The organism is Prevotella histicola, from assembly GCF_055385135.1.
Genome location: NZ_AP043793.1, coordinates 693,368 through 715,672, shown reverse-complemented (window position 1 = coordinate 715,672; position 22,305 = coordinate 693,368). Strand labels below are relative to the sequence as shown.

The window sequence follows — 22,305 nt, the reverse complement described above, 5'->3', positions numbered from 1 at the left end:
AGATGTTTAATTAAAGAAGTTCCAGCTGATACCAAATCTTAATATGCGTTGATTCAGTGGGTAGTGAGGGGTGAAGAAGTAATCTCCTCCATCGCTACTATTTACATGTGAGAACATGACAAAGAAGCGAGTGTGCTGTAAACGAAAGTTGGCGTAGGCGTCAAGGACAGGATAATTGCCTATCTTTGTACGGCTTGCAGCAGTCTCCTGGATACCAAAAGCACCAATGCCAGGTATGTATTCTGGCGCATAATAGCTTGTGAAATATCGCATATCAACACCGAAATCACAGTGTAATACCCTTGCTATGCGGAATCTTATGAATAGATTACTGTATGCATTGAATGTTGGTACTGGGAGAATATCATCTTTACTTGACTTCTGTAAGGTTAGAACATTTTCCCAATTGAATATTCCAAACCTTAAGTTCTGCTGTAATTGCAATGTAAGAAGGCTAATTGGACTTCCAGATTGTCTGACGTTCAGCTGATTGTGTTGTACGAGGTAGTTGTCACCACTAAGTGTTCTGTCATTCTGTATACCAAAGTAGGTATAGTTCTTTAGTACATCATATCCTACTCTCAGCTTCGTATGAGTCCTTTCCAAAGATAGTTCTCCGAGCACACGGGAATGTATTTGCTGGTCAAGGTTGTTATCCCACCAGTAATGTTTGCCATGGAATTGATTCATATAAAAGGATGCTGCAGAACGGTGTAGGAAGGCTGTCGCAGCCAGTTTAACCGTGTCTCCGAATAGCGGGAAGTTGATATCTGCATGTCCATCAACGTGGAACTGTCCCGAACGAGTTCCTACTAACCACGCTTCTGCTGAAACATCATAGTGCAAAGTCTTACCTTGTGACTTTAATAGTTGCCCTCCAATGGAGAGATCATGCTGATTCCATTTCTCTTCTCTACCAAGGAATGCAACTGTTGAGCCTGTTGGAGTTTGCATTGATGGTAGTTCATAATGGCGTAACTCGTAAGAAACAAAGGCTTTCAATCCTGCTTTTGCCCATTTGTTGAACCCTTCCAGCAGTGCAATGGCAAAGGTATTTTTAAGAGACCAGTGTTTCGTACGATCGTAAATGGAATCATTTGCTGCAGTACCATAGTTGAAATAGTTCTGAGCATAGAAGTCTGTAGGAGTATTGTAAGCCTGATAGATACGGCGATAATTGTCGAAACGAAGTGTATGGATGAAACTTGTGACGGGGACATATTCGTCTTTCATCCATTGTGTAGTAGAATCCTTGACTGTACCTGACTTCTTATTGTCTGCTACAGAGGTTGAATCATCAAGGTTGACAATGGTTCGTTCGTTCTTGCTTATACTATCTGTACTCTCCTTTTTTGCTTGAGAAGCATCGCCAGCTATCACTGCATTGTCAGGACGTCCAGCAGATCTTTCTTCTTTGTCGTATGCTTCTTCATCGAATTTCTCTCCTTGTGCCTTTGCACGCTGTCGTGCTTTAGCTTTCTCTTGCTTCTCTTCTTGTGCCTTGTGTGACTTGAGTGCAAACTGTTTAGCCTTAATTTCTTCCTCTGTCATAGGGACTCTACGGAAGAAACCAAGGCTATAACGATGGTTGAAAAAGATATGTTGATTATCGTTTCTATTCCAGTTTTGTTGTAATATGGTGGGTATCTCAGACTCACTATATGAATCATTGAACGCTTCTGGGTGTGTGATATATGCATCATTGGCTATACCTCCGTTCTCTGTCACCTTCTGATGATTGAAAGAAAGGAGCAAGTGGGCTTGGTAACGTTCGCCTAAATAACTTCCCCACATACTATAATTGAAGTGAGAAGTACTTTGGTTACTGTAGTAGCCACGTCCGTAAAGGTAATCGAACTTAAAACCAAAGCCCCATTCTTTACCAGCATTTACAGCAAAGATTGCCTTGAAGTGATCTTCTCCATCTGTCCTATTTCCCGCTGTATTATAATCAAGAATAGTAATAGGGGAGAGCGTTGAGGTGAATTTAAAGTCACCTGGCTGTACAATAAACATATCATAAGGGTCGAGGAAGAAGAATTCTGACGGACTCTTACGGTCTATGAATATTCTGTTTTGGCGTGGTGAACCAAGATTACCCAATGAGTTATATTCTCCACGAACTCCTGTATTAAAGACAGTGTTCATGAACATATATGATAATGTGTCGAGGACAGCTGGTTTACGGTCACCGAAACGCTCATCAATAGTCCATACTTTTATGCCACGTGGAATCTCCTTGTGCTGACTTTGGATAGAGTCTGAACGTCCTAAATTACGGTTTTCTTTGTAGCCATCAGCAGTGAAAGTACCGTCATCTACGGGGCGGAGGTTGTTATTCTGTGCAATTGCAGCACTTGCTGTTGCGAATAAAAGAATTAGGGATAATACAGATTTCTTCATTAACGGATAAAACGAAGTATACATTCGATAATCTTAAATACCATTGCAACAAGGATAATGATCGTACCTGTTGTGGTTAAGTCGGCAAGAAAGTAGACAATAACGCCTATGACAGCTCCTAACATAAAGATGATATTGAGCCATTGGCGTATATATAAGAATTTGTCCTTGCGTTCTTGTCTGTGCATACGGTGGTCAGGACGACGTACCGTACTATTCTGATTTTCCATCTTGTAGTTTTTTTATTTATCTTTCTCTCTGGCTGGAGAGGGGTTATTCTTTTCTTTTAATTTGCTTGTTTCATTGCCTGAGCAAAGCCTGAGAATATGCTGTCTTTTCTGTCTATAGTAGCTTTACGGAACTTTCCTGATACGGGAAGTAAGCGAGTATGCTTTTTATTAAGTGCATATTTATCTGTGATCCAGTTCTCTGCAGTATAAGGAGTTATGTTTCCTTGTACATCATAGTTATAGTTCAATCGACTCATGGTGAGGGTTGCATGACCTTCATAGCAGGTTGCTTGTAAGAGATAATTGAACTGTGTAAAATCTAAAGAAAGGAAACCTGATGAGAATATAAGCCTCTCGCGCATAGTTGCTACAATGCTATTCTCTGCTTTATTTACCAAGGCTACCTTACTACCTTCTATTTGATTCTTTCCTTTTGTTAGTTCTGTAAGGAAGGCCAATGCTCTATCATAGAGTTCAGTAGCGCTTACTCCTGGAACACTTACATCCTCAGACCATAGTACTTGCCCGTTTATTTCAGGGACAGCACCATTCTCTATATAATATTGTTTATTGTCATTACTAACTGTTTTGTTGGTTTTAGCAGCTATTGATGTTGGTGTTTCAGGAACGACCCATGCTGCATTAGAGTTGTCCGTAGATGATGTCGGGACAGTGGAAGGTGCTGTTTTAGTACTCTTACTCTTGTTGGTATCTTCAGCAATGCGGGCTGCTTCACGCTGTAACTTTTCTGTTTCAGCTTTGGTTTCCTCTATTTTTTTCTGTAAGTCTGCAGCCTTAGCCTTTGCTTCAGCCTCTGCTTTCGCTTTCTCTGCATTTGCTTTTGCTTGTTCTAGGGCAGCCTTTGCCTGTTCTAATTGTCGTTGAGCTTGTTCTAATTGTTGTTCTGGAGTTAGTGTATTTTGTGCCATAACCATTGTAGGAAGGCACAGTAGTAAGGATACCAAAGCTTTCTTCATAATCTTAAAACTTTTATTAAGTGTCAATATTAATAAGCAAAGATAAGTAAATATGTTTATATTTGTAGTACGTATAGTTACTTTTAACGTTTTCTTTGTTGTTCTGTCTCACTTTGTTTCGCTTCCAATTCTTTCTGTAAGCGAATGATTTCATCTCGGTATTGTGCAGCTTGAAGGAAGTCAAGGTCTTTAGCTGCTTGTTTCATGAGGGTGGTTGTATTGGCAATACTCTTTTCTAATTGTTCCTTACTCATGTGCATTATGATAGGATCAGCAGCAAAAAGCATTGTGTTGTCAGGCTCTGCATAGGCTCCTTTGACACCTTGTGAAATAGAAACAGACTGTGATGTTGTTGTATTATCTCCACCCGTCGGCAACGTTCCTTTGATTGCTTTAACGATTTGTTTAGGTGTAATATGATGATCTTCGTTGTATTTCAGCTGCTTTGTACGCCGTCTCATGGTTTCATCAATGGTCTTTTGCATGCTTTCCGTAATGGTATCAGCATACATAATCACTTTTCCATTGACATTTCTGGCAGCGCGTCCAGCTGTTTGGGTAAGACTCCTATGGCTGCGAAGGAAGCCTTCTTTGTCGGCATCAAGTATAGCTACGAGTGAAACCTCTGGTAAATCAAGTCCTTCACGTAGAAGATTGACTCCCACAAGGACATCGTAAATACCAGCACGTAGGTCATTGATTATTTTGATTCGGTCTAATCCGGCAACGTCACTATGGATATAAGCTGTGCGAATATCATGATTTAGCAAGTATTCGGTAAGCTCTTCAGCCATTCGTTTCGTTAGTGTTGTTACCAGAACTCGCTCTTCTTTCTCAGCACGGATGACTATTTCATTCATCAGATCATCTATTTGGTTCTCTGATGGGCGCACTTCTATTTCTGGATCTAATAGACCTGTTGGGCGGATTAGCTGTTCGACAACTACTCCTTCAGCTTCTTGTAACTCGTAATCAGCAGGTGTTGCTGATACATAGATAATCTGATGGATCAAACTGTGAAACTCTTCAAAGCGTAGAGGACGGTTGTCAAAGGCTGCAGGAAGACGGAAACCATACTCTACAAGGTTGGTCTTTCGGGCACGGTCACCACCATACATGGCCGAGATTTGTGGTACACTGACATGGCTTTCATCAATTACCATTAGGTAATCTTCAGGAAAGAAGTCTAGCAAACAGTAAGGACGTTGACCTGCTTGTCTCCCATCAAAATAGCGTGAATAGTTTTCTATACCCGAGCAGTGTCCAAGTTCTTTTATCATTTCTATGTCATACTCTACACGTTCCTTTATGCGTTGAGCTTTGATGTTATCACCAATTTCGGTGAAAAAGTCTACTTGTTTCACAAGATCATCCTGAATCTGTCGGATAGCTCCTTCTGTTTGTTCCTTTGATGTTACGAACAAATTGGCAGGGTAGATTTCATATTCGTCAAAGGTTGCTATGCGGTGGAAGGCAACAGAGTCTACTTCTTCAATACTATCAATCTCGTCATCCCACCAAGTGATACGAAGAACGTTGTCACTATAAGCCATGGCAATGTCAAGAGTATCCCCTTTTACGCGAAAATTACCACGTTGTAATTCTATATCATTACGTATGTATAAGGCATCAACTAAACGGCGTAAGAAATCATTACGATCTATCTTTTGACCTTTTCGTATGTGTATGACGTTCTCCTTCATGGCAACAGGTGCTCCCATACCGTATATACAAGAGACGGAAGAAACGACGATAACGTCCTTCCTTCCTGATAATAAGGATGATACGGCAGATAATCTAAGCTTGTCGATCTCGTCATTGATAGCCAAATCTTTCTCTATGTAGGTATCTGTCGTAGGCATGTATGCCTCGGGCTGGTAATAATCATAATACGAGACATAATATTCTACGGCATTATTAGGAAAGAATCCTTTCATTTCTTCGTACAACTGTGCTGCCAGAGTCTTGTTATGCGAAAGTATGAGTGTTGGCTTATTCACGTTGGCAATGACATTTGCAATAGTGAATGTCTTGCCTGAACCCGTTACACCCAATAAAACTTGACTCTTATCTCCATGTTCTAGCCCTTCTGTAAGTTCTTTAATGGCTTCAGGTTGGTCTCCTGTCGGCTTATATTTTGATGTTAATTGGAAATCCATTGTCTTTGTCAGAATACGAGTAATCTTAGTATGCAAAGGTACGAAAAAGCCCTGATAATATTTCTTCTATGGTGTTTTTTTGCTAAAAAAGTAAGGTGTCTTTGCTTATTTATAGAATAATGTGTAACTTTGCACTTCAAAGTCAAATTATGAAGAAGAGAATTTTCATAGGTATGTGTGTAGCTTTACTCCTTACTAGCTGTGCTCAGGAGTATAATCAGGTGTACAAAACAACTGATTATGGTTATAAGTATGAGTTTGCCAAGGAGTGTTTTGCAAAGGGAAAGTATGGTTTTGCTGTTCCTTTGTTACAGGACCTCGTGACAATAGAGAAAGGAACTGATAATGCACAGGAATGCCTTTACATGCTGGCAATGGCAGAATATGGTCTGAAAGACTATCAGGCTGCCTCTGAAACTTTTAAAAAGTATTATCAGACTTACCCTCGTGGGCAGTATGCAGAGATGGCTTCGTTCTATATAGGACAGAGTTTGTTTGAAAGTACACCAGAACCGCGACTTGACCAAACGCCTACTGTTGCAGCTATTGCAGCCTTTCAGGATTACCTTGATATCTTTCCAGATGGTAAAATGAAAGGAACAGCCCAGCAACGATTGTTTGATTTGCAGGATAAGTTGATTCGGAAAGAGTATCTTAATGCTAAGTTGTATTATAATCTCGGCTCTTATTTCGGCAACTGTACCAATGGTGGAAATAATTATGAGGCTTGTATCATCACAGCCCAGAATGCTTTGAATGACTACCCATACAGTAATCTGCGTGAAGACTTTGCTATCCTTGTGATGAAAAGTAAGTTTGAATTAGCACAGATGAGTGTGGAGTCAAAGAAGCTACAACGCTATCAGGATGCAGAAGATGAATGTTATGGTTTTATCAATGAGTATCCTGACTCTAAACAACGTAAGACTGCTGAAGAATACATTAAGAAATGTAAGGAGTTTACAAAAGGATAAAATAGAAATAACAGACTAAAATTTATATAATTAGAATGGATTACAAGAAGTCAAAAGCACCGTCAAATACGGTAACGCGGGATGTTCAGGAACTTTGGAAAAGTACTGGAAATATTTATGAGAGTGTTGCTATTATCGCAAAGAGAGCTAATCAGATCTCTGTAGAGATAAAGCAGGACTTAAGTAAGAAGCTTGCTGAGTTTGCTTCTTATAACGATTCTCTTGATGAGGTCTTCGAAAACCGTGAACAGATAGAGATCAGTCGTTATTATGAGAAGTTACCAAAGCCAACATTGCTGGCTACCCAGGAGTTCTTGGATGGTAATGTTTACTGGCGTGATCCTTCTAAGGATGGTCAGGAAGAGGAAGATTTTTAGTTATGATACAGAGAAAACAAACTGTTTTCCTCTTCCTTGCATTGCTTGCTACAATCGCATGTCTTTGTCTACCAGTAGGAAGTTTTGAGCCTCAAGGCATGGGGACAGAGAATCAGCTAATGAACCTTTGGATAAACGAAACCAATGGGGGAAGAAACTTCAGCGTTTGGGCTTTATTTGCAATTCTTCTGGTAACTTGTCCTATAAACACCTTCGCTATCTTCGATTATCATAACCGCAAACGACAGGCACGCTTCTGCATGTTCTCAATGTTGATGATTATTGGGTGGTACATTGTTTATGGAGTGTTTAGCCAAGTGTTGATGCCAGGTTTCACGTTTCACGTTGGGTTCGCAGCCTGTTTGCCACTTATAGCCTTTATTCTTTTGTGGCTTGCCAGACACTCGATACTTGCTGATGAAGCTTTGGTTAGAGCAGCTGATAGAATTAGATAATAAGAAGCACTTTTAGTTAGCACGTTATTGACGTGCCATGTAAATACATTAGAAGGAACATTCTTCATAGTCTTTATGATTATGAAGAATGTTTTTTTGTGAGTAGATGCTGAGTTGTTTGATGGATAGTAGTTGGTTAATTGTTATGACTACCATTGTTGCGCAGTAAATAATTTTAGTATTACTCAATCATCGCTACCTTATCGTAGATAATCTAGTGAAAGAAATGAATGTACCTCTCTGTTTTTGACTTGTGTGCTGTGGCTTAGCACTACTGGTGTTGTTGTCTAACACTACTGGAGTTGATGCTAAACACCAATCCTATTTGTAGTCTAATACCTTATAACGGCGTACTATCTATCCCATTTATCTTTCTCAGGATAGTAATAATTGTTATTATACACAATCAGCTTCAACGAAGTTATATTTAAGAAAAGTAGATACTTTTTTAAAAAAAGTTTGCAGTCATTTCTGTCACTTGCTATTTCCTCTTAACAGATTAATAATAAGAAGGTTATGCTTATAGTTAAAAGTGACAGTAACTAAAACAAAAAATAGATTAGGGGGTAGAGCTAATGATGTCCTCATGGATATACATAAAAAGCTACTTTCTAATTAGCAATAGACATGCTCAAATAGTAAACGTAAAGTCTTTTAGGAATAGTAGTGTGCAAAAATTAAGAATAATACCGAGGTTTTGCATTGTGACAAGGTCTTGCGTTATCTTAAGGAAATATTTAAGAAGTAAGATAAAGGAGGTAGGATCTTTTTTTTATCAGATGTTCCAACATTAATTTGATTTCACTAAATAAATATAAAAGAAAAATAAAAAACAAGATGTATTTAGGAGATTTATCCTTATCTTTGGGGCGTAATTAGAAGAACTTTATTACGAATCAACTAAATTAAAGAGGTTATGAAGAAGTTATTTGTTATGGCATGCACCGTAGGAGTGTTTGCATTGATGAGTTGTAATGGCGGTAAAACGGCTGCGCCAAAGGCTAATGCTGATTCTGATTCGGCAGTGACGGACACGGCTGTGAAGAGTGCTGAGGCAACAGAAGTACCTGCTACGGCTAGTCAATTGGTTGATCAGCTGAATGAGAAGGTTAAGAACAAGGACCAAAAGGGTATGGCTGAGGTTCTGACTGCAGCTCAGACAAAGATCATGGATTTGGCTAAGAGCAATCCAGAGGAAGCAAAGAAGTATGCTGAAGCTCTTCAGTCATGGATGAAACAGAATGCTGAAACGATCAAGTCAGCTGTTGCAGCATCAGGCAATGAAGCTGCTGCAAAGGCTGTTGGTGCTGCTCTTGACGCTATGCCAGCAGGAGACGATCAGAAACCAACAGCTGAACAGGAGCAGAAAGTGAAGGATGCTGCTAAGCAGGCTGCTGAAAAGCTGAAAGGACAGTCAGCTGCTGATGTTAAGAAAGAAGCTGAGAAGGTTATCAAAGACCTCGGTTATTAAAAATAAAACTGATGAATAATAAAAGGCTCTGCAGAAGAATTTGCAGAGCCTTTTTCTTATATATTCGATAGCTGATTACTAATGTTCGGACCTTCTTCCTCCCTTTGTCAGTTCATGATAAGCGTTCTGAGCATACATATCTCTCAGCAAACGTAGTCCCGTTTGGGTTTTGAAGATATTCTTTCCTGCAGCTTCGATGGCATGTGCAGAGCATTGATCTTCATAGAGATTGACGAGAAAATCGGCTTCAACAAGAATCTGATAGTCGGGTCCGTCAATCTTATTATATGTGTGATGATGACCTATGAGGAAACAGATGCGGTCAATCTCCTTTTGTGTGAATCCACCTTGTTGTTTTAATACCTTCTTTGCTTCATCAGGACCTTCTATCTCCTGATATTTACCATTGCTTGATCCATACTTCTTCTCGCTAAGATGAATACCGATGTCATGCAGTATGGCTGCTGATTCAAGTATGTCTTGTGTCTCACTGTCAAGCCCTTCCATGACGCCTATGGTCGCTGCAAGGTTGTGTACCTTCAATAGATGATGTATACGCTTTGGGTCACCTTTATCATATTCCGTTATTGCTTCAATAAGCATAGCATGCTTCTTATCCATATTGTATTTGCTTTTGAGTTCTGTATGCAAAAGTAATCTTTCTGAAGAAGATTGAGGAAAAGAGTGCGTGAAATAATATAAAAACTTCATCTTGCCATAATCTTATAACCTTTATCCATAATATTGTAATACACCTTATATTATATATATGTATCTTTGCACCAAGAAAAAGAAATTAATAACATTAATAATAGAAAGGAAAAAGAATTATGGCAAAGAATGTTTTTTCAGTTAGTGGGATGAAATGTGGTCATTGTAAGTTGAACGTTGAGAATGCTTTGAAGGCTGTTAAAGGCGTACAGAACGCTGAAGTAAGTCTGGAAAATGCTAATGTAACGGTGGAGTATGATGAGAATGTTGCAACTCCTGCACAACTGAAGGATGCTGTTGATAATAGCGGACGTTATGAGATGACAGTGTAAAAGAGCAGTACTGCCCTGATGGAAGAGAACGAATTTAAAAAGAAAGAAGGAAAGAATGAAACAAACTATTCCTGTTATTGGTATGGCATGTGCATCATGCTCAGCCAATATAGAGAGAAAACTGAATGAACTGGACGGCATCAATGAAGCTTCAGTATCGTTGCCTGGCCGTTCGGCTCTCGTAGATTATGATCCAGAGAAGATTTCATTAGAGAAGATGAAGTCGGAGATCAATGGTATAGGATATGATTTGGTAATAGATAAACAGACTTCTGTTGAGGAAGTAGAGAAGCGGGCTTATACCTTATTGAAACGTAAGACACTACTTTCTTGGGTGTTTTCTGTAGCCGTTATGTGTGTTTCTATGCAGTGGATCAACCTTGGTTCGCGAGACATTTCAAACCAGGTTTCCTTGCTGATAGCCCTGGCTAACATGCTTTATTGCGGTAGACAGTTCTATGTTACCTCATGGAAGCAGTTGTTACATGGTACTGCAAATATGGATACTCTTGTTGCTTTGTCAACAGGAATAGCCTTCTTGTTCAGTACTTTCAACACCTTTTGGGGAGATGCTGTATGGGCGAGTCGTGGTATTGTATGGCACACCTATTTTGATGCTTCGGTGATGATTATAACCTTTGTGCTCACTGGTCGGCTCATGGAAGAGAAGGCTAAGGATGGTACAGCATCATCCATCCGGCAGATGATGGGTATGGCCCCCAAGACGGCCCATATTGTTGATGGTGATAAGATAGAGGAAGTTCCAATCTCAACAATTGAAGTAGGGGATGTTCTTGAGGTGCGTCCAGGGGAGAAAGTGCCTGTTGATGGAGAAGTTATCTCGGCAGAGAGCTTCATGACTCCTGATGCTGCATATGTTGATGAGAGTATGATTACGGGCGAGCCGACACCAGCTGAGAAAAAGAAAGGCTCGAAGGTGCTGGCAGGAACAATCCCCAGTCAAGGCAAGTTTCGTATGAAGGCGCGCCAGATAGGTGAAGATACAGCTTTGGCACATATCATTCGTATGGTTCAAGAGGCACAAGGCTCAAAGGCTCCTGTTCAGCGAATCGTTGATAAAGCTGCATTGATATTCGTTCCCGTTGTAGCATGTATCGCCCTTATAACCTTCCTTCTCTGGTGGATAATTGGTGGTAATGCCTATCTACCACAGGCCATTATCTCCGCAGTTGCAGTCTTGGTTATTGCTTGTCCATGTGCTATGGGTCTTGCAACACCAACAGCTCTCATGGTTGGTATTGGTAGAGCAGCTCAAAGACAGATTCTTATTAAAGATGCTGCAGCATTAGAGAGCTTACGAAAGGTTAATGCTTTAGTTACAGATAAGACGGGAACACTGACAATTCCAAATAAGGATGTAGACTTTACCAAGGCAGATAATCTTCCGTTAGAGTCACGTGAGCACTTGAAACCGAACGCTCGTCAGGCGATGGAAGCATTGCAGAAGAGTGGGATAGAGGTTTATATGATGAGTGGTGATAAGGAAGAAGCTGCACATTATTGGGCAGAGAAGGCTGGAATAAAGCATTATCATAGTAAGGTTATGCCTCAGGATAAGGAGAATCTGGTAAAGGATCTACAATCAAAAGGTAAGTTTGTGGCAATGGTTGGTGATGGTATTAATGACACACAAGCTCTTGCTTTGGCTGATGTCAGTATAGCCATAGGCAAAGGAACTGATGTCGCAATGGATGTTGCACAGATAACCTTGATGGGAGACGATCTCTCTGCTATCCCAGAAGCAGTACGTTTGAGTCGTCATACGGTACATATGATATGGGAGAACCTCTTCTGGGCATTTATTTATAACATTGTTTGTATACCTCTTGCAGCAGGTTTGCTTTACGTTTTCGGTATTGATTGGCAGATAACTCCTTCATGGGCAAGTGCTCTGATGGCATTCTCCAGTGTCAGTGTTGTCCTCAATAGTCTTAGACTTCGTTGGTCAAAGTGATCTCATAATACGGTCAATTCTTACCGATTCCAAAAAGAGTTTGCCACTATCCACAGCTGGTTATCAGCTCGGATAGTGGCAAACTCTTTTCTATTCTATCGTCAAATATCTTCTTTATCTTACTGTATTGTCTCTTGCTTATAGTCTTCCCTCTTTGGTGTTGCAGCCTAGCACGTGTGGTGTTAGTGCTCCACACTAGTGGAGTTGATACCTCGCACACATTGTGCGAAGCCCTCGCACATTTTTAAAAGGAGTCCTTTACCTTACAGGATAATCGTATCGGCTCGTGTTATAGAAGCCATTGCGCTGTGTAGGCATATGATCAAATTCAACGTTAACTGATATCGCATTCTGGTTATGTGAGCCCCATTGATACGTTACACCACCACCTATACGATCCATGAATCGGCTTGCGATGGCACTGTTTCCCCAACCCATTGGACCAAAACCGTATCCCATTGGGTCAAAACCATAACCAAAAGGAGTATATCCCCATGCTCCGTAACCAGTCCAGTAGGGTGAACCATAACCCATGTAGCCAAAGGTATTGCCGAAGTTGTTTGAGGTAAAGGCTTTCTGAACAAAGGCATAAGCACTCCAGTGTTCATCAAACTGGTAGCCAAAGACAGCATTAACCCCACCAACAAAGTAATTGTCACCACGATAAGTGAGATGGTTGACATATCCTCCTACAGCCAGTGTTGCTTTCTTTGACAGGTTTGTGACATACATTAATGATACATCTTGTGAGAAACCTGCACCATGATTATAGCCATGTCCCAGACTTGCAAACGCTGAAGCACTGAGGTTGATGTTTAATCCTTTATGTAATCGCCATGGTCCAACGCCATATCCCCACGCAGGATAATAGAAATCGTTGGGTGTAACGGTTTGACCATTCTCAGTAATGATAGGTAGATTATTGTCAATCTGTGCTTGTTGTGCTCGGTCTTCAGCCAATTTCCGAGCATATTCCTTTTCTTCTTCTGTGGCTTCACGTGGTCCTTGCAAGCGTGCTGATTCTATAGGTTGCACGGTGGAGGTGTCCTCTTTGTGAGCCGTCTTCGTATTCTGAGCATACAATGGTATGCATAGAATAGCTGATATTATGAAAGTATATTTCCTCATATGTTTGCAAATATAAATATTTGACAGTCAACTGCCAAGTATTTTAAAGTTAATTAGTGCTTTTTTTTAGTGTGTCCGCATGATAAGAGGTGGGTCTGTCGTGAAAAGAAATACTGTTGCACTGTGGAAAACCTGCCCAGGGTATAGTTTAGTATCAACCCTTTCCATTCCACTGTTGTATCCAGCGTGAATTGGTTGTAGGCTTATTGCTGTGCTCTCAATCCCATGTGTGTTAATATTTATTGTGGGTTCACTTGAATAAACAGTCATAGCCCTACCGCTTTGTGCGTCAAAGAGTATGGCAGCAGGCTTCTGCATATTATCTGGATGACGTAGTTGGAAGGCATTGTCATACCCATTTCTTGTCTTATGTATCTGTTCTCCAATCTCGCGAGGCTTAGTAAAATCAAGTGGAGTATGCTTTGTTCGTTGTAATGTACCCGTTATTTGTCCTTGCTTGTCGTATGAATCAGTCTGTACGGCATCTATCCATAGGTGTTGCTTAAGGATAGAACGGTGCATATCACCAGAAAGATTGAAATGAATACCATTTGTAACCTCTATAGGGGTAGTGGCTGTTGTAGTGATTCGATAGTCTATATCCAGTGCGTTTTGGTCGGAGAGGGTATAGGTAACGTTTACGTTTAACCTTCCATTCAATCCGTTCTCACCTTCTTTTGTAATGTATCTTAGTGAGACAGATTGGTTATCAGAGCTCACAACCTCCCATATCCTGTCAGATAATATCTCCGTTTTATTTTTACCAAAGTAGACGAGTGTAGCTCCGAGAGTCTTATCTGATATGCAGTCATCAGGTCTTTTACAGTCTTTTATAACTGGCTCCAATCGTCCATTCCAGTTGTGTGCTGTCAGTGAAACAAGTCGAGCCCCGTAGTTACTGACTACTGCTTCCATCCCATTCCCATTTACAAGCCGGAACAACTGTTGCTTCTGCGCGTGACAATAGATGGTAACGCAGAGTATAGTTGTGGTTAATATTATGTGTAGATGCTTCATACTATTTTGTTATCTATATAGTGCAAAGATAGCAAAAAGTTTAGATGATATCGATAATTAATGTTTTTTTATTGGCAAGAGAGAATCTTCTGATATCTACTTTATGATGAGAAGTAGACTATAAGTAAAAGGAAACCTGTTATTTTTATAATAAAATGTTTGCGTAAAAGAAATAAAAGTGATACTTTTGCAGAAGATAATGAATGGATTAAGAGTTATGATTACATCTTACACATCTTTCCGTTACTTTTATTTTTACTTTGCAAAGGATTGTAAAGCGGGAAGTTGCGTGTAGATTTCAACTTATGAAAGTCATATATAGAAATAGATAACGAAACGGTCCCGCTCAATAAAGAGTAGGACCGTTTTCCGTTATATACCTTTGAAACAGATATAGAAATACAGATATGAAACGAATAGCAATACAAGGAAAGATTGGAAGTTTTCATGATATAGCTGCTCATGAATATTTCAAAGGGGAGCAGTTACAGCTTCATTGTTGCAGTACTTTTGAAGAAGTCTTTGATAGTGTGCGACGTGATCCTACTGCTATTGCTATGCTTGCTATTGAAAATACGATTGCTGGTAGTTTGCTTCATAACTATGATTTGCTACGTGAGTCGGGGACAACGGTTGTGGGTGAACAGCGTCTTCATATCCAACATTGTATCTGTTGTCTGCCTGATGATGATTGGAGAACGGTGACGGAAGTCTATTCTCACCCCGTTGCACTCATGCAATGCCGATCTTTTCTTGCTCAGCATTCCAGTTTTAGGGCTGTAGAAGCAGAGGATACAGCTGGTGCAGCTGAGGAGATTGTGGCGCAAAAGAGGCACGGTTGTGCAGCGATATGCTCATCAAGTGCTGCCATACAGTATGGAATGAAAATCCTAGAAGATTCGATAGAGGATAATAAACATAACTTTACACGCTTCCTTGTGGCATGTCATCCACAGAAAGCAGACTATCTTCGTCCGTTAGAAAAGGCTGATAAGGCAAGTATAGTCTTTTCTCTGCCACATGAAGAAGGGTCCTTGAGCAAAGTCTTGACTATCCTTTCTTTCTATGATATAAACCTTACGAAGATCCAATCATTACCAGTTATCGGTCATGAGTGGGAATATCTCTTCTATGTTGATGTTACTTTTAATAACCTTACACGCTATCGTCAGGCTATTGATGCCATCACACCGTTAGTGAAGAGTATTAAAATATTAGGAGAGTATAAGGAGTCTTGAGTTTGAAAGAGACCTCTTTAATATGTAGATAAAAATATAATGCCGATGATTCAACCAGCAAAGAGAGTGAGAGAAGTGCAAGAATACTACTTCTCACGTAAGCTAAAAGAAGTGTCAAGACTGAATGCTGAAGGTAAAGATATCATATCTTTGGCTATCGGCAGCCCTGATATGCCACCTTCAAAACTGACTGTTGATAAGCTATGTGAGGTTGCCAGACAACCTTCTGCTCATGGTTATCAACCTACAATGGGTACATGTGAGTTGCGTGAGGCTATGGCAGGCTTTTATAAACGTTGGTATGGAGTGGATATAAATCCTCAAACTGAAGTGCAACCGCTTATTGGTTCTAAAGAAGGGATCCTACATATCACCTTGGCTTTTGTGAATCCTGGTGAGCAAGTGCTGGTACCTAATCCTGGTTATCCTACTTATACATCCCTCTCAAGGATACTTGGTGCAGAGGTTATAAGCTATGATTTGTTGGAGAATAATGGTTGGCAACCAGACTTTGAAGCATTAGAAAGGATGGATTTAAGCCGTGTTCGCTTGATGTGGACAAACTATCCAAACATGCCAACAGGAGGAAATGCACAGCGACAGACCTATGAACGGCTAGTTCATTTCGCACATCAGCATAATATTATAGTTGTAAATGACAACCCATACTCGTTTATTCTTAATGAAGGAGAGAAGCTTAGCATCATGCAAGTGCCTGGTGCTAAGGAATGTTGTATAGAGTTTAACTCTATGTCGAAGGCATATAACATGCCTGGATGGCGTGTAGGAATGTGCGTAAGCAATGCTACTTTCATCTCATGGATACTGAAGATAAAAAGTAATATAGACTCTGGAACGTTCCAAGGGATGCAACTGGCAGCAGCAGAAGCACTGAAGAAGAATACAGATGAGTGGCATAGACGGTATAATATAGAAGTATATAGATACCGAAGAACAATAGCTGAAGAAATAATGAAGCTCTTGGGCTGTTCATTCGACCATAATCAAGTTGGTATGTTCCTATGGGGAAAGATCCCAGAGGTATACTCTGATGCAGAAGAACTAACGGAACGCATTCTGCATAAGGCAAGAGTATTCATCACACCAGGCTTTATTTTTGGCAGTAATGGTACTCGTTATATACGTATTTCGCTCTGTGCAAAGGATAAAAAAATGGCAGAAGCGCGAGATCGTATAGCCACATTATAAACAAGAATTAGGAAAAATAAAAGATATAAGCTTATGGAATTAGAGTTAGAACCTTTGAATCTCCCATGTGATAATGAGCGTCCATGGGTTATAGCAGGCCCTTGTTCTGCAGAAACAGAGGAACAGGTGATGGCAACAGCACGTAACCTGGCTGCAAAAGGATGCCATATGTTCAGAGCTGGAGTGTGGAAACCGCGCACGAAACCAGGTGGATTCGAAGGTAATGGTGAGAAAGCTTTACCATGGATGAAGCGGGTAAAGGAAGAAACTGGTATGCTGATTTCAACAGAAGTAGCCACTCCCGAGCATGTAGAGTTGGCAATGAAGTATGATATGGATATACTATGGGTGGGTGCACGTACGTCTACTAACCCGTTTGCCATGCAGGCTTTAGCTGACGCTATGCGTGGACTTAAGATACCAGTATTGGTTAAGAACCCAGTTAACCCCGACATAGAGTTGTGGTTAGGGGCACTTGAACGTATCAATCAGGCTGGTATTAAGCAGTTAGGGGTTATCCATCGTGGCTTCTCAAGCTATGATAAGAAGATTTACCGAAACCTTCCTATGTGGCAAATACCTATAGAATTACATCGTCGTGTTCCAGAGTTGCCAATCATTTGTGACCCCAGTCACATTGGAGGAAGGCGAGACTTGATAGCTCCTTTGTGCCAACAGGCTATGGATTTAGGCTTTGATGGTTTGATCGTAGAGAGCCATTGCAATCCTGATGAGGCGTGGAGCGATGCCAAACAGCAGGTTACCCCAGACATACTTGACTATATCCTCTCATTGCTTATAGTACGGAGTGAGAGCTCTACTACTGAAGGTATACGCATGCTTCGTGCACAGATTGACGAGATTGACAACACCTTAATGGACCTACTTGCCAAACGATTCCGTGTTTGTAGAGAGATAGGTACCTTTAAAAAGGAACATAATATGACGGTCTTACAGACTGGAAGATACAATGAAATACTTGAGAAGCGTGGTGCGCAGGCAAGTCTTTGTGGCATGAATGCAGAGTTTGCAGCACAGGTGTTTGAGTTAATTCATGAGGAAAGTGTCCGCCAACAGTTGGCTATTGTGAACCAATAAGAGAATGAAAATACTGATTATGGGAGCAGGGAAGATGGGGAGTTTCTTCATCGACCTGCTAAGTTTTGATCATGAAGTGGCAGCTTACGAGAAGGATGCAACCCGTCTTCGTTTTACATATAACTGTCAACGTTTTACAACATTGGATGAAATAAAAGCCTTTCAGCCAGAGTTGGTTATCAATGCCGTGACCGTTAAATATACGATTCCTGCCTTTGAAGAGGTCCTACCTGTGTTACCAAAGGATTGTATCATCTCTGATATCAGTTCAGTGAAGACGGGTTTGAAAGCGTGGTATGAAGAAAGTGGACATCCTTATGCCTCTACTCATCCAATGTTTGGCCCCACATTTGCCAATCTTAACCAACTCAGTGAAGAGAATGCTATTATCATTACGGAGGGTGATCATAAGGGATATATCTTCTTTAAGGAACTCTATCAGAAGCTGGGACTGCATATTTACGAATATAGTTTTGAGGAACATGACAAGACGGTGGCCTACTCTTTGAGTATTCCCTTTGTCTCTACGTTTGTCTTTGCAGCTGTAATGAAACATCAAGATGCACCCGGTACCACCTTCAAACGCCATATGCAAATAGCCAAGGGTGTACTGAATGAAGACGATTATTTACTCCAGGAGATTCTCTTTAATCCTTATACACATGACCAAGTAGCACAGATTCGATCAGAACTGACAGAACTGTTGCAGATTATTGAGGAGAAAGATGCGGCAGGAATGAAGGCTTATCTGAAGAAAATCAGGGCACATGTGGCACGGGATATAGAGATTAGAAGAGTGTAAAAGACTTGTACTATGCGTAAATTGTTAACCTTTATAATCTTTATTGTTCCACTGCTGGCATATGCCCAGTCGTCTTTAACGATTGTTGAACTGAACACAGAGAACCTTTTTGATACTCGGCACGACTCTCTGAAGAATGACTTTGAATTCTTGCCAGACTCCCCTCGCCATTGGACAAGGACTAAATACTGGGAGAAACTGAACCGTATTGGGCAGGAGATTATCTCTTGTGGAGAAGACAGTATGGGTTGGAGATTACCTGATATAGTGGGATTGTGCGAGGTGGAGAATGATAGTGTGCTGTTTGATCTTACCAAACGTTCCCTTCTTCGTAAGGCTCGTTATGAGTATGTGATGACTTCTTCCAACGATGAACGTGGTATTGACGTAGCCTTACTGTACTCTCCCTTTTCTTTCCGATTGATAAAAGCTGATACTCTAAAGGTACAACCTTTACGTGATATGCGTCCTACACGTGACATCCTACACGTAGAAGGAGAGATCGAAAATGGTGATACACTCCACATAATGCTTGTTCATGCACCGAGTAGGATGGGTGGTGAGCTTTATTCACGCCCCTTTCGTATGCATGTCGTTTCCCAGTTGTGTGAGTTTATTGAAGCTCTTCGCCGTCAGCAACCCGATGTAAAGATAATCATAATGGGCGATTTTAATGATTATTCAGACAGCCCTTCGTTACGTATTGTGTATGCACATGGCTTCGTAAATGTAACAGCCAATGCTAAAGGACGGCATGGTGCAAAGGGTACTTACCGTTATCGTGGAGGATGGGGGAGTATTGATCATATTCTCGTAAGTGAGAATTTACAGCCCCAAGTCAGTCATTGTCATATTCATGATGCACCCTTCCTGCTTGAAGAAGATGCTAAATACGGTGGTGTGAAACCTCGTCGTAATTATAATGGTATGCGTTATAACAATGGGTTTAGCGACCATTTACCCCTGGTACTCCGAATGGTTATGAAGGAATAGACTTAGTCTTTTTCTGCCAGAAAGATCTTTACAATAAATAAGCCATTGTTTTTTAAAAGGAGAAAGACAATTGATAAAATATGCCTTTATAACCTTCTGTTATACAGAAGGTTATAAAGAGACTTCTAAAAGGGCATCTTTTACGCTTCAAAAGGGCGTCTTTTACATGTTAAAAGGGCACCTTTTGCAATGTAAAAGGTGCCCTTTTGCGATGCTAATGAGCATCTATTGATTTCATGAAGTGAATTTTTGTTACATCAGAAGTTGATACTTAACCCTGCTTCAACAGAATTATAGAACTTTCTTATAGGGACTATTGGTGCCGTATCATAGATGCAACGATAAGCTCCGTTTATACCAATGGTAGGTGTAATGTTGTATTTAAGATCTACAGCACCACCAAATCGCGCTTCCTTAAAGTAGCTGTCGGGTTTCGCCTGATGGATGACTGTGGTTGTCAGATCCCATTTGTCACCTATCTGTTGCCTAAAACTCAAGGATAGGTGTGTTTTGATACTACGGCTATAGACATGTAATTCTGGAGGGTTAGGGGTTGGATCTTTCCATTTCTCGAACTCGTAAAACAAGCCGACAGCTGCGAACATTAGGAACTTTTCCTTATTTACAAGTCGATAACGTGACTGTAGACCAGCAGAAATCTTGTATTCCATTCCTCTACTGTCTGCCCATTGCGATTCTGCATAAGGATAGACTTCAAAGGCACGGGTCAGGAGATAACGGTACTCAACGTGTACATGTCCACCGCTCATTGTAACCTTGTTGCCATAAGTTGAGAACTCTAACTTGTTGATAAGGTTGATAACGCGTCTATGCTTTATCAAGATGTTTAAGTTAGCTGTGTTCTTTATGGTTAGGATATTCTCAGACTCTGTCTTGAAATCTACGACAGGTAAGAGGGAACCTTGTATGGTTTTCGTACTGTCAATATCCAGTGTCAGATTCTCCGTAAAGAGCATTTGTGAATATATCGGTAAGTGAAACGATAATATTAATAAGGAGAAAAGTACTTTCTTCTTCATGTATGCAAGTAGCTTTATATGTTATTTACTTGAAAAAAAGAAGGGGCGTACGGATCCGTGCGCCCCACCTTTTATTCAGATTTCTTGAATATTACTTGTTGATAATCTCTACTTTCTTATTCAATTGGTCAAGCTTGTCTTGAAGTTTGGCAATCTTCTTCTCCATTTTGCTTAGTTCTTTCTGGCTCTTTGCCAACTTCTTATTAACGTCTTTGGTAGCCTCTAGCTTCTTAACAGTGTCCTTAGCATCCTTTACAGTGCTTGCAGGATCACCTGCGTTGAAGTCGGTTGTGGCTGTATTTGCATCTGCATTAATACCTGCAGCCTTGTTAGAAAGAGCATCACATTCAAGCTTTTTCTTCTCATAGTCAAGCTGCATCTTGTTGAGTTTGGCTGTGAGATCAAGAACTTTCTGCTGATCTTTCAAGTTATTGACTGTTGTGTTACTCTGAGAAAAACCACAAACGGTTATTAATGTCATGATTGTAATTAAAAATAATCTTCTCATAATTTCCTTCTTTGATTAGTGATATAATGCTTATTTTAATTCGTTTCTTTTGAAATATATACTTTTTCTTACCTCTCCAGTAGTACAGAGTTTAGTGAATAGAGTCTGTTGGCTGATGAGACTTGCTGTTTGATTCAGAGTGATCGTTACCCAAACCGATATTGTCTAACAGTCCGTCCAATGCACTACCCAGCATGTTCTCGATAGCGCTGGCGGCAGGCTTGACAACATTGTCCTGTATGATCTTTTGTGCTTTACGCTTGATCTGATCTTCCACCTTTACTTCCGACTGTTTGTAATATTGCTTAGCGGCTTCCTGAAGGTCATCTTCATCAACTGTAAAAATATGTCCCAGAAGTCCTAAAGAGACGATATGATCCTTGCCACCATAGTTTACTTTACCCGTAGAGTATATGATATGGTTGTCTACTGTGACGAGATTGTCAACTGCAGTCTTGATGACTTTTCCTGCAAAAGCGTTGCTGATGCTTCTGAAGGCATTGTCAATGAATTCGTCACCAGTAGTGTTTGTACTATCATTGACAGCGTCATTGACAGTCTTTGTGATGACCCCAGAAAGTGCATCCTTGTGCTGTTCGGGCTTTGGACACGTAATAATCAGTACTGCAACGAGGGCAATTAGTGCTATCAGAATGCCCAATAGGCAACCAGTATGATTCTTTTTAGGAGAATTTTGCTGCTGAACAGTATTCTCTTGTTGCGCTGTCTGCTCTATGGGAGTAGCTTCTACAAAGGGAACTTCCTGTGGTTGTCTCTCTACATCGGCAGGATTCTTTCCTTCCAAGATGGCACGTAGTTCCTCTACTTGCCAAGCTGGGACCCATTGTGTACCCTCAGCTGGCATAACCAAGGTTGTTGCCTGGAGGTTACGTTCTGCCAGTTCGGAGAGGCTATAAGGTCCCCGTTTCTCTTTATCTATTTCTATGTAATATTCCATATCTGCTTTATAATATAATAAGGTGTATTACAAAGCGACCTTATTTGCCACTGTCTACTACCTGTAAGTTCTTAATGGCTGCGAAGTTATATATTATTTCGGGATTGGCAAAGAATTCTAACCAATTTTTATCTATTAGTTATGGAAATATATGTAAGTAGGCATTTGTATGAGTAGAGCGTGTTATTTGGGCTGTTATAATAAGTTTATTTTTAAATATTCATCTATATATTCCCCAGTAATTCATACT

General features: G+C 40.5%; 21 protein-coding genes. 11 read left to right on the top strand and 10 right to left on the bottom strand.

The window, feature by feature from the left end; translation table 11 throughout:
• Nucleotides 1-6 precede the first annotated feature (6 nt).
• The 4 genes from ACZ48L_RS03050 to uvrB form a co-directional block, all read right to left on the bottom strand.
• Nucleotides 7-2,403, bottom strand: coding sequence for a putative porin (locus ACZ48L_RS03050; protein WP_464722007.1), 2,397 nt, complete (start codon nucleotides 2,401-2,403; stop codon nucleotides 7-9).
• Nucleotides 2,403-2,633 carry a hypothetical protein gene (locus ACZ48L_RS03045; RefSeq protein WP_025790943.1) on the bottom strand — a complete coding sequence of 77 codons (231 nt, stop codon included), beginning with the start codon at nucleotides 2,631-2,633 and terminating at the stop codon, nucleotides 2,403-2,405. The genes ACZ48L_RS03050 and ACZ48L_RS03045 overlap by 1 nt, the downstream gene beginning before the upstream one ends.
• 56 nt (nucleotides 2,634-2,689) lie before the next feature.
• Complete coding sequence (locus ACZ48L_RS03040) at nucleotides 2,690-3,610, bottom strand: DUF4468 domain-containing protein (RefSeq protein ID WP_025790945.1); 921 nt, start codon at nucleotides 3,608-3,610, stop codon at nucleotides 2,690-2,692.
• Between the two features lie 83 nt (nucleotides 3,611-3,693).
• Nucleotides 3,694-5,769, bottom strand: coding sequence for an excinuclease ABC subunit UvrB (gene uvrB, locus ACZ48L_RS03035; protein ID WP_025790947.1), 2,076 nt, complete (start codon nucleotides 5,767-5,769; stop codon nucleotides 3,694-3,696).
• Nucleotides 5,770-5,918: 149 nt separating this feature from the next.
• Here uvrB and ACZ48L_RS03030 point away from each other — a divergent pair, with 149 nt between their 5' ends.
• The 4 genes from ACZ48L_RS03030 to ACZ48L_RS03015 all read left to right on the top strand — a co-directional run bounded on the left by ACZ48L_RS03030 (nucleotide 5,919) and on the right by ACZ48L_RS03015 (nucleotide 9,046).
• A complete protein-coding gene (locus ACZ48L_RS03030) occupies nucleotides 5,919-6,743 on the top strand; it encodes an outer membrane protein assembly factor BamD (RefSeq protein WP_025790949.1) in 825 nt (274 codons plus the stop codon).
• Nucleotides 6,744-6,778: 35 nt separating this feature from the next.
• Complete coding sequence (locus ACZ48L_RS03025) at nucleotides 6,779-7,120, top strand: DNA-directed RNA polymerase subunit omega (protein WP_025790951.1); 342 nt, start codon at nucleotides 6,779-6,781, stop codon at nucleotides 7,118-7,120.
• A gap of 2 nt (nucleotides 7,121-7,122) precedes the next feature.
• Entirely contained in the window at nucleotides 7,123-7,575 is a 453-nt protein-coding gene (locus ACZ48L_RS03020) for a DUF4293 domain-containing protein (RefSeq protein ID WP_025790952.1), read from the top strand.
• 916 nt (nucleotides 7,576-8,491) lie between these two features.
• Complete coding sequence (locus ACZ48L_RS03015) at nucleotides 8,492-9,046, top strand: biopolymer transporter (protein ID WP_025790954.1); 555 nt, start codon at nucleotides 8,492-8,494, stop codon at nucleotides 9,044-9,046.
• Nucleotides 9,047-9,124: 78 nt separating this feature from the next.
• On the opposite strand, the gene ACZ48L_RS03010 is transcribed toward ACZ48L_RS03015, so the two are convergent.
• Nucleotides 9,125-9,667: an HD domain-containing protein gene (locus tag ACZ48L_RS03010; RefSeq protein WP_025790955.1), complete on the bottom strand. Its 543-nt coding sequence runs from the start codon at nucleotides 9,665-9,667 to the stop codon at nucleotides 9,125-9,127.
• Between the two features lie 209 nt (nucleotides 9,668-9,876).
• On the opposite strand from ACZ48L_RS03010, the gene ACZ48L_RS03005 reads away from it, so the two are divergent.
• Entirely contained in the window at nucleotides 9,877-10,089 is a 213-nt protein-coding gene (locus ACZ48L_RS03005) for a heavy-metal-associated domain-containing protein (RefSeq protein ID WP_025790957.1), read from the top strand.
• Between the two features lie 55 nt (nucleotides 10,090-10,144).
• The gene (locus ACZ48L_RS03000) at nucleotides 10,145-12,064 is read left to right on the top strand and encodes a heavy metal translocating P-type ATPase (protein ID WP_008822704.1); all 1,920 of its coding nucleotides are present in this window, start codon (nucleotides 10,145-10,147) and stop codon (nucleotides 12,062-12,064) included.
• Nucleotides 12,065-12,322: 258 nt separating this feature from the next.
• Here the strand turns inward: ACZ48L_RS03000 and ACZ48L_RS02995 are convergent, their stop codons facing one another.
• Together ACZ48L_RS02995 and ACZ48L_RS02990 are read right to left on the bottom strand one after the other, a co-directional pair.
• Nucleotides 12,323-13,192, bottom strand: coding sequence for a hypothetical protein (locus tag ACZ48L_RS02995; RefSeq protein WP_025790960.1), 870 nt, complete (start codon nucleotides 13,190-13,192; stop codon nucleotides 12,323-12,325).
• A 66-nt stretch (nucleotides 13,193-13,258) separates the two neighbouring features.
• Nucleotides 13,259-14,209 (bottom strand): aldose epimerase family protein, encoded by a 951-nt coding sequence (locus tag ACZ48L_RS02990; RefSeq protein WP_025790961.1) that lies wholly within the window; start codon nucleotides 14,207-14,209, stop codon nucleotides 13,259-13,261.
• Between the two features lie 407 nt (nucleotides 14,210-14,616).
• Between ACZ48L_RS02990 and ACZ48L_RS02985 the strand changes: the two genes are divergently transcribed.
• From ACZ48L_RS02985 to ACZ48L_RS02965, 5 genes are read left to right on the top strand one after another with little or no spacing between them, the layout of a single operon-like run.
• Entirely contained in the window at nucleotides 14,617-15,447 is an 831-nt protein-coding gene (locus ACZ48L_RS02985; RefSeq protein WP_025790962.1) for a prephenate dehydratase, read from the top strand.
• Between the two features lie 45 nt (nucleotides 15,448-15,492).
• The gene (locus tag ACZ48L_RS02980) at nucleotides 15,493-16,656 is read left to right on the top strand and encodes a pyridoxal phosphate-dependent aminotransferase (protein WP_025790964.1); all 1,164 of its coding nucleotides are present in this window, start codon (nucleotides 15,493-15,495) and stop codon (nucleotides 16,654-16,656) included.
• Nucleotides 16,657-16,689: 33 nt separating this feature from the next.
• Complete coding sequence (locus ACZ48L_RS02975; RefSeq protein ID WP_008822699.1) at nucleotides 16,690-17,754, top strand: bifunctional 3-deoxy-7-phosphoheptulonate synthase/chorismate mutase type II; 1,065 nt, start codon at nucleotides 16,690-16,692, stop codon at nucleotides 17,752-17,754.
• A 4-nt stretch (nucleotides 17,755-17,758) separates the two neighbouring features.
• On the top strand, nucleotides 17,759-18,556 hold the full coding sequence (locus ACZ48L_RS02970; RefSeq protein WP_025790966.1) for a prephenate dehydrogenase: 798 nt from the start codon (nucleotides 17,759-17,761) through the stop codon (nucleotides 18,554-18,556).
• Nucleotides 18,557-18,568: 12 nt separating this feature from the next.
• Nucleotides 18,569-19,549: an endonuclease/exonuclease/phosphatase family protein gene (locus tag ACZ48L_RS02965; RefSeq protein ID WP_025790968.1), complete on the top strand. Its 981-nt coding sequence runs from the start codon at nucleotides 18,569-18,571 to the stop codon at nucleotides 19,547-19,549.
• 257 nt (nucleotides 19,550-19,806) lie between these two features.
• On the opposite strand, the gene ACZ48L_RS02960 is transcribed toward ACZ48L_RS02965, so the two are convergent.
• The 3 genes from ACZ48L_RS02960 to ACZ48L_RS02950 form a co-directional block, all read right to left on the bottom strand.
• Complete coding sequence (locus ACZ48L_RS02960; protein ID WP_025790970.1) at nucleotides 19,807-20,589, bottom strand: DUF481 domain-containing protein; 783 nt, start codon at nucleotides 20,587-20,589, stop codon at nucleotides 19,807-19,809.
• Between the two features lie 91 nt (nucleotides 20,590-20,680).
• Entirely contained in the window at nucleotides 20,681-21,097 is a 417-nt protein-coding gene (locus tag ACZ48L_RS02955; protein WP_008822695.1) for a hypothetical protein, read from the bottom strand.
• A 91-nt stretch (nucleotides 21,098-21,188) separates the two neighbouring features.
• On the bottom strand, nucleotides 21,189-22,055 hold the full coding sequence (locus ACZ48L_RS02950; RefSeq protein ID WP_025790972.1) for a GYF domain-containing protein: 867 nt from the start codon (nucleotides 22,053-22,055) through the stop codon (nucleotides 21,189-21,191).
• Between the last annotated feature and the right edge of the window lie 250 nt (nucleotides 22,056-22,305).